General features: G+C 73.1%; 11 protein-coding genes. 4 read left to right on the forward strand and 7 right to left on the reverse strand.

Annotated elements, in window-relative coordinates:
• Positions 1-23 precede the first annotated feature (23 nt).
• Entirely contained in the window at positions 24-2,684 is a 2,661-nt protein-coding gene (locus D1648_RS07110) for an ATP-dependent Clp protease ATP-binding subunit (RefSeq protein ID WP_122940068.1), read from the forward strand.
• Between the two features lie 117 nt (positions 2,685-2,801).
• On the opposite strand, the gene D1648_RS07115 is transcribed toward D1648_RS07110, so the two are convergent.
• The 4 genes from D1648_RS07115 to panD form a co-directional block, all read right to left on the reverse strand.
• Complete coding sequence (locus D1648_RS07115; RefSeq protein WP_122940069.1) at positions 2,802-3,953, reverse strand: hypothetical protein; 1,152 nt, start codon at positions 3,951-3,953, stop codon at positions 2,802-2,804.
• 159 nt (positions 3,954-4,112) lie between these two features.
• Complete coding sequence (gene leuS / locus D1648_RS07120) at positions 4,113-7,070, reverse strand: leucine--tRNA ligase (RefSeq protein WP_122940070.1); 2,958 nt, start codon at positions 7,068-7,070, stop codon at positions 4,113-4,115.
• A gap of 220 nt (positions 7,071-7,290) precedes the next feature.
• Positions 7,291-8,217, reverse strand: coding sequence for an AEC family transporter (locus D1648_RS07125; protein WP_122940071.1), 927 nt, complete (start codon positions 8,215-8,217; stop codon positions 7,291-7,293).
• Between the two features lie 113 nt (positions 8,218-8,330).
• Complete coding sequence (gene panD / locus D1648_RS07130) at positions 8,331-8,756, reverse strand: aspartate 1-decarboxylase (protein ID WP_122940072.1); 426 nt, start codon at positions 8,754-8,756, stop codon at positions 8,331-8,333.
• Positions 8,757-8,825: 69 nt separating this feature from the next.
• Between panD and D1648_RS07135 the strand changes: the two genes are divergently transcribed.
• Positions 8,826-10,340, forward strand: a complete 1,515-nt coding sequence (locus D1648_RS07135; protein ID WP_122940073.1) for a DEAD/DEAH box helicase — start codon at positions 8,826-8,828, stop codon at positions 10,338-10,340.
• 114 nt (positions 10,341-10,454) lie between these two features.
• Positions 10,455-11,849, forward strand: a complete 1,395-nt coding sequence (locus D1648_RS07140; protein WP_122940074.1) for an L-serine ammonia-lyase — start codon at positions 10,455-10,457, stop codon at positions 11,847-11,849.
• Here the strand turns inward: D1648_RS07140 and D1648_RS07145 are convergent.
• The 3 genes from D1648_RS07145 to D1648_RS07155 are packed head-to-tail and all read right to left on the reverse strand — an operon-like array spanning position 11,830 to position 14,949.
• A complete protein-coding gene (locus D1648_RS07145; protein ID WP_122940075.1) occupies positions 11,830-13,053 on the reverse strand; it encodes an AMP-binding protein in 1,224 nt (407 codons plus the stop codon). The genes D1648_RS07140 and D1648_RS07145 overlap by 20 nt on opposite strands.
• Entirely contained in the window at positions 13,050-13,832 is a 783-nt protein-coding gene (locus D1648_RS07150) for an SDR family oxidoreductase (protein ID WP_122940076.1), read from the reverse strand. The genes D1648_RS07145 and D1648_RS07150 overlap by 4 nt, the downstream gene beginning before the upstream one ends.
• 16 nt (positions 13,833-13,848) lie before the next feature.
• Positions 13,849-14,949, reverse strand: a complete 1,101-nt coding sequence (locus D1648_RS07155; protein WP_122940077.1) for an NADH:flavin oxidoreductase/NADH oxidase — start codon at positions 14,947-14,949, stop codon at positions 13,849-13,851.
• A gap of 223 nt (positions 14,950-15,172) precedes the next feature.
• Here D1648_RS07155 and acs point away from each other — a divergent pair, with 223 nt between their 5' ends.
• Positions 15,173-17,152 carry an acetate--CoA ligase gene (gene acs, locus D1648_RS07160; protein ID WP_122940078.1) on the forward strand — a complete coding sequence of 660 codons (1,980 nt, stop codon included), beginning with the start codon at positions 15,173-15,175 and terminating at the stop codon, positions 17,150-17,152.
• The last annotated feature ends 14 nt before the right edge of the window (positions 17,153-17,166 follow it).

A 17,166-nucleotide genomic window follows, 5' to 3' on the forward strand; every position in this document is an offset into this window, starting at 1 on the left:
GCCCGCATCGCAGAAGGAGCACCGTGGAGTTCCAGTTCACCACCCGCTCGCAGGAAGCCGTCACCGCTGCGGCGGAGAAGGCCGTCGAGCTCGGCAACCCGCAGATCAGCTCGATGCACCTGCTGTGGGCGCTCGCCGCGCAGGCCGACGGCATCGCCCGCGCCGCGCTCGAGCAGACCGGTGCGGACGCCCGCGACGTCCGTCGCCGCGCCGAGGAGGCGGTCGGCGCCCTGCCCCGCGTCTCCGGCGGCGGCGCGGAGGCCTCCCCGACCTTCGTCGGCACCGGCTACGACGCCCTCGAGGCGGCACGCCACGAGGCCGACTCCGCCCGCCGCACGTACCTGTCCACCGAGCATCTGCTGATCGGCATCGCACTCGGCAAGGACGCGGCCTCGAGGCTGCTCAGCGGCGTCGGCGCCACCCCCGACGCACTCCGCGATGCCGTCCGCACACTGACCGCAGGAGATGACCGCATGAACCAGATGGACACGCAGAACCCCGAGAGCACCTTCCAGAGCCTCGAGAAGTTCGGCATCGACCTCACCGAACAGGCCCGGGAGGGCCGGCTGGACCCCGTGATCGGCCGCGATGCCGAGATCCGCCGCGTCGTGCAGGTGCTCAGCCGCCGCACGAAGAACAATCCTGTCCTCATCGGCGAGCCGGGCGTGGGCAAGACCGCCGTCGTCGAGGGCCTCGCCCAGCGCATCGTCGCCGGCGACGTCCCCGACTCCCTGCGCGGCAAGCGCCTGATCTCCCTGGACCTCTCCTCGATGGTCGCCGGCTCCAAGTATCGCGGCGAGTTCGAGGAGCGCATGAAGGCCGTGCTCGAGGAGATCCGCACCAGCAACGGGCAGATCATCACCTTCATCGACGAGCTGCACACCGTGGTCGGCGCGGGCGGCTCCGGCGACGGCTCCATGGACGCCGGGAACATGCTCAAGCCCATGCTCGCCCGCGGCGAGCTGCGCATGGTCGGCGCGACGACGCTGGACGAGTACCGCGAGAACATCGAGAAGGACCCCGCGCTCGAGCGACGCTTCCAGCAGGTGCTGGTCGGCGAGCCGAGCGTCGAGGACACCGTGACGATCCTGCGCGGGCTCAAGGACAAGTACGAGGCGCACCACAAGGTGGCGATCACCGACTCCGCGCTGGTCGCCGCCGCCTCCCTCTCCGCCCGCTTCATCTCCGGACGGCAGCTGCCCGACAAAGCGATCGACCTGATCGACGAGGCCGCCTCGCGACAGCGCATGGAGCTGGACTCCTCGCCCGAGTCGCTGGACATCCTGCGCCGACAGGTGGACCGGCTGAAGATGGAGGAGCTCGCGCTCGCCGGGAGCGAGGACCCCGGCGCCCTGGCGCGCCTGGACTCCGTCCGCTCGCAGCTCGCCGACCGCACCGAGCAGATGGACGAGCTCGCGGCCCGCTGGGAGCGGGAGAAGGCCGGGCTGAACCTGGTCGGAGACCTCAAGGCGCAGCTCGAGCAGCTGCGCATGCAGGCCGACCGCGCGCAGCGCGAGGGCGACCTGACCGCCGCCTCGAAGATCCTCTACGGCGACATCCCCGCGCTCAAGGAGCAGCTGCGGGAGGCCGAGGCCCAGGAGGGCCGTGAACAGGGCGAGGACGAGCGACCCATGGTCGCCGACCACGTCGGCCCCGATGACATCGCCGATGTCGTCTCCGCCTGGACCGGCATCCCCGCCGGCCGCCTGATGCAGGGCGAGACCGAGAAGCTGCTGCGGATGGAGACGCTGATCGGCAAGCGCCTGATCGGCCAGGAGCGTGCGGTCGCGGAGGTCTCCGACGCCGTGCGCCGGGCCCGGGCCGGGATCTCCGACCCCGACCGTCCCACCGGGTCGTTCCTGTTCCTCGGCCCCACGGGCGTGGGCAAGACGGAGCTCGCCAAGGCTCTGGCCGAGTTCCTCTTCGACGACGAGCGGGCGATGGTCCGCATCGACATGTCGGAGTACTCCGAGAAGCACACGGTCGCTCGCCTGGTCGGCGCCCCTCCGGGCTATGTCGGCTACGACGAGGGCGGCCAGCTCACCGAGGCCGTGCGGCGACGCCCCTACTCCGTGGTGCTGCTCGACGAGGTCGAGAAGGCCCACCCGGACGTCTTCGACGTGCTGCTGCAGGTCCTGGACGACGGCCGGCTCACCGACGGGCAGGGACGGACCGTGGACTTCCGCTCCACGATCCTGATCCTCACCTCGAACCTCGGCGCCCACGCGCTGCAGGATCAGGCGCTGACCGCGCAGGAGAAGCACGACCGCGTGATGCAGGTGGTGCGCGCCTCCTTCAAGCCCGAGTTCCTCAACCGCCTGGACGACATCGTGCTGTTCGACGCGCTCAGCCGCGAGCAGCTCGGCAGCATCGTCACCCTGCAGATCGACGAGGTCGCCCAGCGCCTCGCCGAGCGTCGGATCAGCCTGGACGTGGACGAGGGAGCCACGCGCTGGCTCGCCGAGGAGGGCTTCGACCCGATGTACGGGGCGCGGCCGCTGAAGCGGCTGGTCCAGAAGGAGATCGGGGACGGTCTCGCGCGCCTCATCCTGCGCGGCCAGGTGCAGGACGGCCAGACGGTCGCAGTGCGCGCCGCGGCCGACGGGGACGGACTCGTGCTCAGCACGGCCGACTCCCCGGAGGAGCCCGAAGGGGAGAGCGTGAACGAGCCCGTCGAAGTCTGAGCGCCCCGGCGACACCGGCCCGCCCTGTGCCAGGAGCAGCGACCTGGCCCGGGGCGGGCCCTGCCGTGCAGGATGCGTCCTGAGCCCGGCGCCGCCCGTCGCCCGGCGCCGGGCGGCTCATCCCTGCGGGTCCCACGGCATCGGCGCGTGCTCGCGCCGGGTGGCGTACCAGCTCTCCGCATCGCTGAACGAGTCGAGGAAGGCCTCGTAGTCCTCGCCCCGGCCGCGCAGGCCGCCCGAGAGCTCCGCGAGACCGTCGGCCGCCTCCGGGCTGACGGGGCGGAGAGCGTCCGCGCCGTCGCCGAGCAGATCGGCGCCGGTCTCCGCATAGGCCGGGAGCGCGGAGGTGCTCAGCAGCTCCGCGGAGGTCCCGGCAGAGCGGAACAACCCGCGCTCCGCGGCGGCCGCCGCGCCGTTCCAGTCGCCCTCTCCGAGCGCGCCGGTGATCTCGGAGCCGGTCTGGAGCACGTTCGCCCAGCTCCGGTCCGCGATGTCCGCGACCTGACCGAGCCTCGAGTCCTCGCCGAGCACCGGCTCGGTGAGCCGATGGGGGAGGCGGGAGGCGTCCGCGAGCGGCTGGAGCTGCTCGAGCCCGGCATCGGCGAGGGCGCGGTCGACGCCGTCGTGGAGCTCCCCGAGCCCGCTGTGCACGTCCATCGTGGTCTGGATCGTGCCGGCGACGGGGACGGCCCCCAGCACGGAGCGGCGATCCTCCTGCGCGCCGGCCAGGATCTCCGGATCCAGGGCGAGCTCGTCACCCCCGGGCTCCAGCCCGCGAGGCTGCAGGAACGGGGCGGAGGTCGGCATGAACGGCCCGCCGATCAGCGGCCCCCAGCCGCCCGAGGGCTCCGGCACGGGAGGGAGATGCGGGAACGGGGCCACGGGGCCCTCGGCCTGGAAGGGGCCGCCGATCCAGCGTCCGGGATCATCGAGCACGCTCGGTCTGCGCAGCCGCCGGACGAACTCTCCCCCGGGCAGCTCCGCCCGCACGGCGGCTCCGGGGTCGACCTGCGAGGCGCGCTCCTGCTCCCAGGCGTGGCGACGCGCGGCGAGCGCGGCCGCCCGCAGGTCTGCGGCGACCACGAGAGCCGCTTCGGCCATCGTCCCGGTGCGGCGTCGGTGGGCGTCGGCGTCCGGACCGACCCAGGTCACCGCCGCGGCGGTCTCCCGCAGCAGACCGATCAGCTCGCGCAGGCGCAGCGCCTTCTCGTGCAGGCGCTCGGCGAGCTCGGCCAGGGCATCGGGGTCGCATCCGCAGAAGATGTTCATGGCGCGACCGTAGGGCGACGGGCGCCTCGCCTGCTCGCCATTGCGCGGGACTGTGGATGACGGGCGGATGTGGAGGAACGGTCAGCGCACGAGCGAGCCCCGAGGGGCACCGGTCGCAGCCGGTGCTCCTCGGGGCTCGGGATCCTCCGCTCGCGCCGCTCAGACCACGATGTTGACGATCTTCGGGGCCCGGACGATGACCTTGCGGATCGTCCGGCCCTCGAGCAGCTCCTGCACGCGCGGCTCGGCCATCACGGCGGCCTCGAGGTCCTCCGCGGAGATCTCGGGGTCGACCTCGACCCGGTGGCGCACCTTGCCCTTGACCTGGACCACGCAGGTGACCTGCTCGGCCTTCAGCAGCTCGGGGTCGGCCACCGGGTAGGCGACGCGCGAGATCCCGCCGGAGCGGCCCAGCCGCACCCACAGCTCCTCCGCCAGGTGCGGGGCGAGCGGCGAGACCATCAGCACCAGCGGCTCGACCGCCTCGCGCGGCACGGAGCCGGTCGCGGTGAGCTGCTTGGTCAGGTGGTTCACCAGCTCGATGAGCTTCGCGACCGCGGTGTTGAACTGCATGCGCTCCATGTCGCGGCCCACGCCGTCGATCGCGCGGTGCACCGCCTGCTTCGTGGGCAGGTCCGCCGGCTCGTCGGAGACGCTCAGGCGCCCCGTCTCCTCGTCGACCACCAGGCGCCACAGGCGCTGCAGGAAGCGCTGCGAGCCGACCACGGCGCGGGTCTCCCAGGGGCGGGAGAGGTCCAGCGGGCCCATCGACATCTCGTACACGCGCAGGGTGTCCGCGCCGTACTCCTCGTACATGTCGTCGGGCGCGACCGCGTTCTTCAGCGACTTGCCCATCTTCCCGTACTCCTGGGTGACCGGCTCGCCCTGGTAGGTGAAGGTGCCGTCGGCCTCCGCGACGACCTCCTCGGCCGGCACGTGCACGCCGCGGGCATCGGTGTAGGCGAAGGCCTGGATGTAGCCCTGGTTGAACAGTCGGTGGAAGGGCTCCTGGCTGCTGACGTCCCCGCGGTCGAAGAGCACCTTGTGCCAGAACCGCGCGTACAGCAGGTGCAGCACCGCATGCTCGACGCCGCCGACGTACAGGTCCACGCCGCCGACGCCGCCGGCCTCGCGGGCGCCCAGCCAGTACTTCTCGTTCTCCGGCCGCACCAGGACCTCGTCCTCGGCGGGGTCGATGTAGCGCAGGTGGTACCAGGACGAGCCCGCCCACTGCGGCATCGTGTTGGTCTCGCGCAGGTAGCGCTTCGGGCCCTCGCCCAGGTCCAGCTCGACCTCGACCCAGTCCGCGGCCCGCGACAGCGGGGTCTGCGGCTCGGTGTCCGCATCCATCGGGTCGAAGGTCTTCGGGGAGAAGTCCTCCACCTCCGGCAGGTCCACCGGCAGCATCGACTCCGGCAGCGGGATCGGGGTCTCGGGATCCGCCGGGTCGTAGACGATCGGGAAGGGCTCGCCCCAGTAGCGCTGACGGGAGAACAGCCAGTCCCGCAGGCGGTAGGTGGTGCGGGCGCGGCCGAAGCCCTTCTCCTCGGCGTAGGCGGTCGCGCGCGCCTTCGCCTCGTCCGCGTCCAGGCCGTTGAGGTCCAGCTCCGCGGAGGCGGAGTTGATCTTCTCGCCCTCCCCGGTCCAGGCACCGCCGGTGAAGTCCTCCGGCGGGCGGACGGTGCGGATGACCGGCAGCTCGAAGCGGTCCGCGAAGGCGAAGTCGCGCTCGTCCTCGGCGGGCACGGCCATGATCGCGCCGGTGCCGTAGCCCGTCAGCACGTAGTCGGCGGTGAACACCGGCAGTTCGCGCCCGTCCATCGGGTTCCGTGCGACCAGGCCGGTGAACACGCCGGTCTTCTCACGGCCCTCGGCGGTGCGCTCGTCCTCGTCGAGCTCGTCGGCGCGCGCCCGGTAGGCCGCGACGGCCTCGCGCGGGCTCGCCGCGCCGCCGGTCCATGCCTCGTTCGTCCCCTCCGGCCACGCCGCGGGCAGCGCGGCGACGTCGGCCAGCAGGGCGTGCTCGGGGGAGAGGACGCAGAAGGTCGCGCCGAACAGGGTGTCGGCGCGCGTGGTGAACACGTCGAAGGAGGCCTCGGGCGCGTCGGCGAGCCCCGTGACGGGGAAGGTGATCTGGGCGCCGTGGCTGCGGCCGATCCAGTTGCGCTGCATGGAGCGGATCGACTCGGGCCAGTCCACGCGATCCAGGTCGTCGATCAGGCGGTCGCCGTAGGCGGTGATGCGCATGTTCCACTGGCGCAGGCGTCGGGTGAACACCGGGAAGTTGCCGCGCTCGGACCGCCCCTCGGCGGTGACCTCCTCGTTCGCCAGCACCGTGCCGAGGCCCGGGCACCAGTTCACGGGGGTCTCGGAGATGTAGGCCAGGCGGAAGGCGTCCGCGAGCTGCGCGATCTCCGTCTCGCTCGCACCGGGCACGTCCGCGGAGCCGCGTCCCTGCCAGGAGGCCGGGATCGGCAGGCCCTGCCGCTCGGCCAGGGCGAAGGGGTCGATCGTGCCGGCGCGCAGCTCCTCGCGCAGCTCGGCGATCGGGCGCGCCCGGCCGGTGATGCCGTCGGCGTTCGGGGCGTCGGGGTCGTACCAGGAGTCGAAGATCCGCAGGAAGATCCACTGCGTCCACTTCACGAACTGCGGGTCCGTGGTCGCCAGCGAGCGGCGCGCGTCGTGGGACAGGCCCAGCCGGTGCAGCTGTCGGCGCATGTTCGCCACGTTCGCCTCGGTGGTGGTGCGCGGGTGCGTGCCGGTCTGGACCGCGTACTGCTCGGCCGGCAGGCCGAAGGCGTCGTAGCCCATCGTGTACAGCACGTTCTTGCCGAGCATCCGCTGGTGGCGGGCGACGACATCGGTCGCGATGTAGCCCAGCGGGTGGCCGACGTGCAGCCCTGACCCCGAGGGGTAGGGGAACATGTCCATGATGTACATCTTCTCGGGCGCCGAGGACCCTGCCGCGACGGCCTCCTCGAGCGAGGGCGCGGTGCCGCGCAGCTCGCCGACGGGGTTGTCGGCGAAGAAGGTGCCCTCCTCGTCCCAGCGCTGCTGCCAGCGCAGCTCGATCTCGTCCGCCATCGCCGCGGTGTACCGGTGCGGGGCCTCGCTCATGGGTGAATCGTCCTCCGAAGGGATCGGTGCGGCCGGAGCCGCCAGTCGTCTCGTGACATGAAAAAACCCTCGCGCAGGCGAGGGGAGCCGCATCGGTGCCTCACTGCGCACCGGGCGCTCGCTCAGGAGCGCGGGGTGGGCGCGGGCCTGGTCCGACGCGGCGTCGTAAGCAGGAGCCGTTCAGTCACCGGGCCATCCTAGCGCGCTCCCGGCCCGGGACTCAGACCTCGAGCACCGCCGAGATCGCCAGCAGCACGAGCACCGTCCCGATGGTCGTGATCAGCACGGTGTCGCGGGCGAGGTTCTCCGCCGCCCGGTACCTGGCCGCGGCGACGTAGACGTTCTGCGCGGTGGGCAGCGCCGCCATCACCACCACCTCGTACAGCGACGCCCCGCGCATCCCCAGCGCGAGGCCCACGCCGAGTGCGATCACCGGCATCAGCACCAGCTTCGCGGAGGAGGCCACGGCGATCAGGCCGCGATAGCCGTCGTCCTTCGCGAGTGGCCGGGAGCCGTGCAGGGACAGGCCGTAGGCCAGCAGCATCGCCGGGATCGCCATGTCCGCGAGCGACTGGACGGGATCGAGCATCACCCCGGGCACGTGCACCCCGGCGAGCACCAGCAGCAGGCCGACCGCGGCCGCGATGATGGTGGGGTTGGCGACGATGCTGCGCAGCACCCCGGCCGCTCCCTGGCTGTCCTCCGAGGTGACCCGGTGCAGCACGAAGAGGTACAGCGGCGTGTAGATCGCCTGCTGGAAGAGGATCACGGGCAGCGCGTGGGAGATGTCCCCGAGCACGTACAGCGCGATCGGGAAGCCCATGTTCGCGCCGTTGACGACGGAGCCGCTGACGGCGGTGATCACCAGATCCGCACCGCGGCGGCGGGTCAGCAGCGCGATCCCGCCCACCAGCAGCGCGCCGGTGACCAGCCCCGAGACCCCGGCCACGAGCATCGGAAGGGAGAGCACGGCCTTCACGTCGGAGCCCAGCAGGCCCACCAGCACGAGCGCGGGGGAGGCGACGAAGAAGGTGGTGCGGTTCAGGACGTAGCGGCCGTGGGCGCCGAGCACGCCGGTGCGCCCCACCACCCAGCCCACCCCGATCAGGGACCAGACGATGAAGAAGCCCGCGAGGACGCCGCTCACGGGGCGGAGGAGGGCGAGGAAGGGATCATCGCGATGATCCTATGGGCCGAGGGGGAAAGGGGCTTCCGCTGTTCGGGAGGCGGACGACCGTCGTCGTCGGCGCCCCCGAGGGGTCAGCGCACCCCGTGCGAGGTGCGTCCGTCGATCTGATCGTCCATGCCGGGGACGGGCTGCGCTCCGTCGTCCCCGATCGCGACGATCCGGTTGTCGCCGTCGACGTGCACCACCCGGGGACGGTGGGCGGCGAGCTCCGCCTCGTCCAGCTGCCCGTACGCCATGATGATCACGAGGTCGCCGGGGGAGACCAGATGCGCTGCGGCGCCGTTGATGCCGATCACGCCGCTGCCGCGCTCGCCCTCGATCACGTAGGTCGTCAGACGGTTCCCGTTGGCGATGTCCACGATCGTGACCTGCTCGTGCTCGACCAGACCCGCGGCCTCGGCGAGGACGGGGTCGATCGTCACCGAGCCCACGTAGTGCAGATCTGCCTGCGTGACCGTGGCCCGGTGGATCTTCGAGGTCATGAGAGTGCGCAACATCGCTCCCATTCTCCCATCAGTGCGCGATGCTGGATGATGGGAGCGTACGTTTTCGTCAGGAGGATCACCATGCCCAAGGCTCGCCGCCGTTCCGCCCATCGCTCGGAGCGGTTCGAGGACATGGCCCTGCCCGACGAGCTGCTGGGCGTCCTCGCCTCCCAGGGCCTCGAGCGCGCCTTCGAGATCCAGTCCGCGATCCTGCCCGACGCCCTCGCCGGCCGGGATGTCCTCGCCCGCGCCGAGACCGGCTCGGGCAAGACCCTCGCCTTCACCCTGGCGATGACCTCCCGGTTCCGGGGCCGCAAGGTGCACCGTCGCCGCCCCCTCGGCGTGGTGCTGGTGCCCACGCGCGAGCTCGCCGTCCAGGTCGTCGACACGATCCACCCCTTCGCCCGGGCGGTCGGCATCACGGCGCAGCTGGTCGCCGGCGGCATGAACATCGAGAAGCAGGCCGACGCCGTCGCCCGCGGCGTCGGGATCGTGGTCGCCACGCCCGGACGGCTGATCGACCTCGCCGAGCGCGGCGCGCTGCAGCTGGACCTCGTGGAGTCCACCGTCATCGACGAGGCCGACCACATGGCTGACCTCGGCTTCCTGCCCGATGTGCGCGACATCCTCGCCGCCGTCCCGATGGGCACCCAGAAGATGCTCTTCTCCGCGACGCTCGACGGACAGGTCGAGGAGCTCGTCGACGCATTCCTCGTCGACCCCGTCAGCCACGAGACCACCCCGGTCTCCGCGGCGGTCGCGACCATGGACCACCACGTCCTCGAGATCGCCCCCGCCGCCAAGCGCGCCGTGACCGCGCAGCTCGGCGCCCGCGAGGGCCGCACCCTCATGTTCACCCGCACCCAGCTGGGCGCCGAACGCGTCGCGCAGGAGCTGGTGGAGGTGGGCGTGCCGGCCGCTGCCCTGCACGGCAACAAGCAGCAGGGCCTGCGCACCAACGTGCTGGCCGGCTTCCGCGCGGGTGCCTTCCCGGTGCTGGTCGCGACCGATGTCGCCGCGCGCGGCCTGCACATCGACGATGTCTCGATGGTGGTGCACGTCGACCCCTCCGACGACGTCAAGGAGTACGTGCACCGCAGCGGCCGCACCGCGCGTGCGGGCGCGGCAGGCAGCGTGGTCACCCTCGCCCTGCCCCACCAGACCCGCTCCACCCGGCGCATCCTCGGCGAGGCCGAGGTCGATCCCACCTGGGCCGAGGACGTCGCCGACGCCTCCCACCCCGCGCTCGAGGAGCTCGGCGGGCGCTCCCCGGCCGGGGAGCCCGTCGAGGACCCCGCCCGCGTGAAGTACAAGGGCGCACCGCGCAAGCTGGATCTCAGCCGCTCGCGCGGGGCCGACGCGCGCAAGGCCGAGGAGCGTCGCGCGAACGAGGAGCGGCGCGCCTCCTGGGAGGAGGAGCCGCGGGACGAGCGCCGAGGCGGGTCCCGTCGCGGGCGTGGCGCGGGCGCTGGGCGCAGCGGAGCGACCGGCCGGGGCACAGGCCGAGCGAAGGGCGGCCGGGGCACCGGGCGCTCGGGCGGCCGGGGCCGCTCCGGCGCGCCGAGCCGTTCCCCCCGTCGACGCGGGGGACGATGAGCATCGTGCCGTGACGGCGAGAGGGGGGGCTGCCCCCGGCCACGGCACGCAGGGACTGCCGGCACTCCCGGCAGGGCACCGACTGACACGACGATGGCGTCGGGGAGGACCGGAATGAGCATCAGCACGTTCGACATGTTCACGATCGGGATCGGCCCGTCGAGCTCCCACACGGTGGGGCCGATGCGAGCGGCGGCGCGGTTCGCGCACGAGGTGCTCGAGGATCCGCAGCTCGGTCCGCGGGTCGCGGACGTGGAGGTGCACCTGTACGGATCCCTCGCCGCGACCGGGGAGGGGCACGGCACGCTCTCGGCGGTCGTGATGGGGCTCGAGGGCGCGGACCCGGAGACCGTCGACCCCGTCGCCGGGCGGGAGCGCGTGGAGCGGATCGAGGCCGAGGGCGGGATGCTGCTGGACGGCCGGCTCGAGGTGTCCCTGCGGCCCTCCTCGATCGAGCTGCACCCGCTGACCTTCCTTCCCCAGCACTCCAACGGCATGACCTTCATCGCGCTCGACGAGGCGGGCGAGGAGCTGCTGCGCCGCCCGATGTTCTCCGTCGGCGGCGGCTTCGTCGTGGACGAGGCGGACATGGACCGCTCGATAGCGGAGGTCGTCGCCGAGGACGAGGGATGCGCGGTCTTCACCACCGGCGCCGAGCTGCTGCGCGTGTGCGAGGACCGCGGGATCTCCGTCTCCGAGGCGATGCTGCTGCGGGAGCGGCAGTGGCGCGGCGACGAGGAGATCCGCGAAGGCCTGCTGCGCATCTGGGGAGCCATGGCCGACTGCATCCAGCGCGGCATCCGCACCCCCGGCATCCTCCCCGGCGGGCTCGAGGTCAAGCGACGCGCCGCCTCCTGGTACGACTCGCTCTCCGCCGAGGACCCGGTGCGCCTGCCCATGAACGCCTTCGAATGGGTATCCCTCGCCGCGCTCGCGGTGAACGAGGAGAACGCGGCCGGGGGACGGGTCGTCACCGCGCCGACCAACGGCGCCGCCGGGATCGTCCCGGCCGTGCTGCACTTCGCGACGACCTACATCGAGGGCGTTGATCCCGACGAGATCGCGGTGCGCTTCCTCCTGACCGCCGGGGCGATCGGCTCGCTGTACAAGGAGCACGCCTCGATCTCCGGGGCCGAGGTCGGCTGCCAGGGAGAGGTGGGTTCGGCCTGCTCGATGGCGGCCGCGGCGCTGTGCGAGGCGATGGGCGGCAAGCCCGCCCAGGTCGAGAACGCCGCCGAGATCGCGATGGAGCACAACCTGGGACTGACCTGCGATCCCGTCGGCGGCCTGGTGCAGGTGCCGTGCATCGAGCGCAATGCGATGGCGGCGGTCAAGGCGATCACCGCCGCACGCTTCGCGCTGCGCGGCACGGGGGACCACTTCATCTCCCTGGACACCGTCATCGAGACCATGCGGCTGACGGGCAGGGACATGCACGAGCGGTACAAGGAGACCGCCATGGGCGGCCTCGCCGTCACCGCGGTCCCGGTCAGCGTCCCGGACTGCTGAGCCCGGCAGGGCCGGGCGACTCCGGCTCCCCGTCCCCGGCGATCCGCACCTCGCGCGGCACCGCCGCCGCGCCGACCCGGTCCCGCACCAGCGCCCGCAGCTCCTCGGCGCCGGGCGGGACCGTGCCGGGCGCTGCGGGGGAGAGGGAGACCTCGGCGAGGGTCCGCACCCCGAAGCGCTCGTCGGGCACGACGTGCAGTCGCGCTGCCGCGACGCCGGGATGGGAGCGCAGCGCCCGCACCGTCGCGGCGGGGTCGTGGAGCATCCCGCCGGAGGAGACGGATCCGTCGGCCCGGCCGAGCACGTGCACCGTCCCGTCGGGGGCGATCTCCCCGCGGTCGGTGACCAGCTCCTTCCCACCGGTGAACGGGGTGCGCGCGCACAGCAGCCCGTCGAGCTCCCGCAGGTGCACGCCGTGCAGGGGTCGGCCGTCCACGCACAGCGAGCCCGTCTCGGTGGTGCCGTAGACGTCGTGGACGCGGGCGCGGAAGTGACGCGAGAGGTCGGCGCGCAGGGCGGGGGAGAGCAGATCGGAGCCGGAGACGATGCGCGCGACGGCGAGCGGCCGGGAGCGGCTCAGCTCGCGGTCCGTGCGCAGCAGGTCCGCGAGATGCACCGGCACCCCGGTGAGCAGCTCGGGGGAGGTGCGGTGCAGCAGCTCGATGCGCTCCGCGGCGGGCAGATGCGTGAGGTCCACGAGCGGGGCGCCGAGCGCGAGCGCCCCGAGCGTCGCGAGCAGCCCGTGCCCGTGCACGCCCGGCGCCGCGCAGGCCGTGCGCCGCCCCGGGCGCAGCCCGATCCGCCGGGCGAGGTCGAGCAGCGAGAGCAGCTGCGCGGGGGAGAGCGGTCCGCGCCGCTGGGGGCGCGGAGCACCGGTGGACCCGCTCGAGCGCGGCTCGAGCGTCCCGTCCCCGGCCAGCACGGTCACCACCACCTGGCGCAGCGGTGCGGCGGCGGGCAGCGCGCCGAGCTCGCCGTGCCCCTCCGCGCCCGAGCCCGCGCGGTGCAGACGCACCAGGTCCAGCAGATCGCCGCCGGTGAGCGCGCCGCGGCGGTCCACGAGCACGACGCTGCGGGCGCGCGTCCCGATCCGGGCGCGCAGCGCGGCCGCGGTGTCGAGGCCCGCCGAGGTGCGAGCCTGCCCGGAGCGGACCCGGGCGGCGCGGCCGCTGCCGAGCAGCCCTGGCGCTCCCCGGAGTCTCATCGCGTCCTTCCCCGCACGGCCAGCCGCTGCGCGAGCTCCGCGCCGGCGCCTGCGCCCCGTGCCGCGAGCGCGGGGGCCGCCTGTGACAGCACCGCCCCGAGCCGAGCCCAGGGCGGCGAGATCAGCGCGGGGGCGCGGTCCAGACCGCGCAGCACCCGGGCGGCGGCCCGGCGGGGCGAGAGAGCGCCTCGGGGTGCCTCGCCGTAGGTCGGGGCCGCCATCGCCGTCGCGACCAGCGGCAGCTCGACCACCGTGATCCGCACCCCGACCCGCTCGGCCTCGGGACGCACGGCGCGCAGCCACGCGTCCAGCCCCGCCTTCGAGGCGCCGTAGGCGGCCCAGCCCGGGGCGGGGATGCGGGCGGAGGCGCTCGTGACCACGACGACGCGGCCGCCGCCGGCAGCGCTCATGGCGGGCAGGAGGGCGAGCAGGAGCGCGGCCGGGCCGAGCATGTTCGTGCCGGTCAGCCGCACCAGGTCATGGGGACGGCCGACGGTGTCGGCCAGCGAGCGGCGCAGGGAATGCCCGGCGAGGGAGACGATCGCCGAGGGGGCGCCGCGGGTGGCGAGGAGCTCCTCGGCCAGCGCCGCGACCGCGACCTGGTCGCGCAGGTCGCAGGGGTGGACCGTGGCGGTGCCGCCGGCCGCACGGACCTGCTCGGCGAGCTGCTCGAGCTTCCCGCGGTCCCGGGCCGTGAGGGCGAGGTCCTCGCCGCGGGCGGCGAGCTCGCGGCACAGCGCCGTGCCGACTCCGCCGCTCGCGCCGGTCACGAGGATCATCGGGCCCCCGCGCCGTTCACCAGGAGCCGCGGTGGTAGGCGCCCGGGTAGAGCGTGGGATCGCGCACCCCCAGCTCGTGGGCGGCGCGCTGGGGCCAGCTCGGCTCGCGCAGGGCGGCCCGGCCCACGGCCACGAAGTCGGCGTCGCCGCGCTCGAGGACCTCCTGCGCGCCGGCGGGATCGGTGATCAGCCCGACGGCCGCGACCGGCATCGAGACGGCCTCCCGCAGCGTGCGGGCGAAGCCCACCTGGTACTCGGGCCCCACGGCGATGTCCGCGATCACGGCACCGCCGGTGGAGACGTGCAGGGCGTCGACCCCGACCTGCTCGAGCTCGCGCGCGAGCTCGATCGACTGGGTGATGTCCCATCCGCCGTCGATCCAGTCGGTCGCGCTGATCCGCACGATCAGCGGGCGCTCGGCAGGCCACTGCTCCCGCACGGCGGTCGCGATCTCGCGGGCGAGGCGCCGGCGGCCCGGTCCGTCGCCCCCGTACTCGTCGGTGCGCGTGTTCACGAGCGGCGAGAGGAACTCGTGCACCAGGTAGCCGTGGGCGAAGTGGAGCTCGACGGCGTCGAAGCCCGCCTCCTCGGCGCGGCGCGTCGCGGCGACGAAGTCGTCGATCACGCCGGTGATGTCGGCCTTCTCGAGCGCATCGGGGGCGTCGAGGCCGGGGAAGGGCTCCGAGGTGGGGCCGACGGTGCGCCAGCCGGAGGCGAACTCCGGCACGGTGCCGCGCCGTGCGCGATAGCGGGGCAGGGCCGGCCAGGTGGAGGCCTTCCGCCCGGCATGGGCGAGCTGCACCGCGATGCGGGCACCCTGGTCCTGGCAGAAGCTGACGATGCGCTGCCAGGCCCTGGTCTGGTCGCGGTTCCACAGCCCGGTGTCCCGGGGGCTGATCCGGCCTTCGGGGGAGACGGCGGTCGCCTCCGTGACGATCATCCCGAAGCCGCCTGCCGCTCGCGCGCCGAGGTGCACGAGATGCCAGTCGGCGGGGACCCCGTCGTGCTCCTCGACCATGTACTGGCACATCGGGGCGAGCCAGATGCGGTTGCGCATCTCGAGGGTGCGCAGGCGGGCCGGGGAGAGCAGGAGGGGGGACGAGGGATCGGAGGCCATGATGCCCCCACGGTATCCGTCCTTCCCGGGAGCCCGCCGGATCGCCCGCGCCCGAGGGCAGCGCCGAGCTCGCGCAGCGGCTGCGTGCGGCAGGACAGCCGACAGCGCTCGTCATGTCATCGTCCACGGGATGTGATCCGTGCACGTGACGTGCATCTCCTGCGATACGGTGTTCGCGTCCATCCGCCCCGGCAGCCCCGGGGCCCGTGAAGCAGGAGTGTTCATGACTGACGAGGCCGTCACCGGGATCGAGAACCTCTCCCAGGAGGACCGCACGTTCTCCCCGCCCACCGAGTTCGTCCAGAACTCCGTCGCCCGCCCGTCCCTCTACGCGGAGGCCGAGCGGGACCGTCTGGCGTTCTGGCGTTCCCGGGCGAGCCTGCTGAGCTGGGAGACGCCCTTCACCGAGACGCTGGACTGGTCGAACCCGCCGTTCGCGCGCTGGTTCGCCGACGGGACGCTGAACGTCGCCTACAACTGCGTGGACCGTCACGTGGAATCCGGCCACGGACAGCAGGTCGCGCTGCTGGCCGAGTACGAGGACGGCTCCGACGCGTCCTTCACCTACGCGGACGTCAAGGACGAGATCTCCCGCATGGCGAACGTGCTCGCCGACCTCGGCGTGAAGACCGGCGACCGGGTCGCGATCTACCTGCCGATGATCCCCGAGGCCGTCTTCGCGATGCTCGCCTGCGCCCGCATCGGCGCCCCCCACTCCGTCGTCTTCGGCGGCTTCAGCGCCGACGCGCTGCGCTCCCGCATCGAGGACGCCGAGGCCCGGGTGGTCATCACCGCCGACGGCCAGAACCGCCGCGGCAAGCAGCTCCCGCTCAAGCCCGCGGTCGACCAGGCGCTCGCCGGAGGCGGCGAGAGCGTCGAGAAGGTCCTCGTCGTGCGACGCACCGGCGGGGACGTCGAGTGGACCGAGGGCCGGGACGTGTGGTGGCACGAGGCCCGCGAGAGCGCCTCGACCGAGCACGCCCCGGTGCCGGTGGAGGCCGAGCACCCGCTGTTCATCCTCTACACCTCCGGCACCACCGGGAAGCCCAAGGGGATCATCCACACCACCGGCGGCTATCTCACCCAGGCCGCGTACACGCACCGCAACGTGTTCGACCTCAAGCCCGCGAGCGACGTGTACTGGTGCACGGCGGACATCGGCTGGGTCACCGGACACACCTACGTCGTCTACGGGCCGATGGCCAACCGCACCACCCAGGTGATCTACGAGGGGACCCCGGACACCCCGCACCAGGGCCGCTGGTGGGAGATCGTCGAGAAGCACAAGGTCTCCCTGTTCTACTCCTCGCCCACCGCGATCCGCACCGCGATGAAGTGGGGCGAGGACATCCCCGCGAAGCACGACCTCTCCTCGCTGCGCCTCCTGGGCAGCGTGGGCGAGGCCATCAACCCCGAGGCCTGGATGTGGTACCGCCGGGTCATCGGTGGGGACCGCTGCCCGATCGTGGACACGTGGTGGCAGACCGAGACGGGCGGCATCATGATCTCGCCGCTGCCCGGCATCACCGCGACCAAGCCCGGCTCGGCCCAGGTGCCCCTGCCCGGCATCAGCGCGGACGTCGTGGACGAGTCGGGCGCGTCGGTCGCGAACGGCGAGGGCGGCTATCTCGTGCTCGACCAGCCGTGGCCGGGCATGCTGCGCGGCATCTGGGGCGATCCGGAGCGTTTCGAGGAGACCTACTGGTCGCGCTTCGAGGGCCTCTACTTCGCCGGCGACGGCGCCAAGCGCGACGAGGACGGCGACATCTGGCTGCTGGGGCGCGTGGACGACGTCATGAACGTCTCCGGTCACCGCCTGTCGACCATGGAGATCGAGTCGGCGCTGGTCAGCCACGAGTGGGTCGCCGAGGCCGCGGTCGTCGGCGCGAACGACGAGACCACGGGCCAGGCCCCGGTCGCCTTCGTGATCCTCCGCGGCGGCAGCGAGGACGCGATCGCGGAGGCCGGCGGCGAGGAGAAGGTCCCCGAGCTGCTGCGCGCCCACGTGGGCAAGGAGATCGGCCCGATCGCGAAGCCGAGGAAGGTCCTGCTGGTCACCGAGCTGCCCAAGACGCGCTCCGGCAAGATCATGCGGCGCCTGCTGCGGGACGTGGCGGAGAACCGCGAGATCGGCGACACCCAGACCCTCGCCGACGCCTCGGTGATGGATCTGATCCAGCAGGGACTCGCCGGCAAGAGCTGACGGGCCGCCCGCCC

The organism is Brachybacterium sp. EE-P12, assembly GCF_003711805.1.
Taxonomy (GTDB): Bacteria; Actinomycetota; Actinomycetes; order Actinomycetales; family Dermabacteraceae; genus Brachybacterium.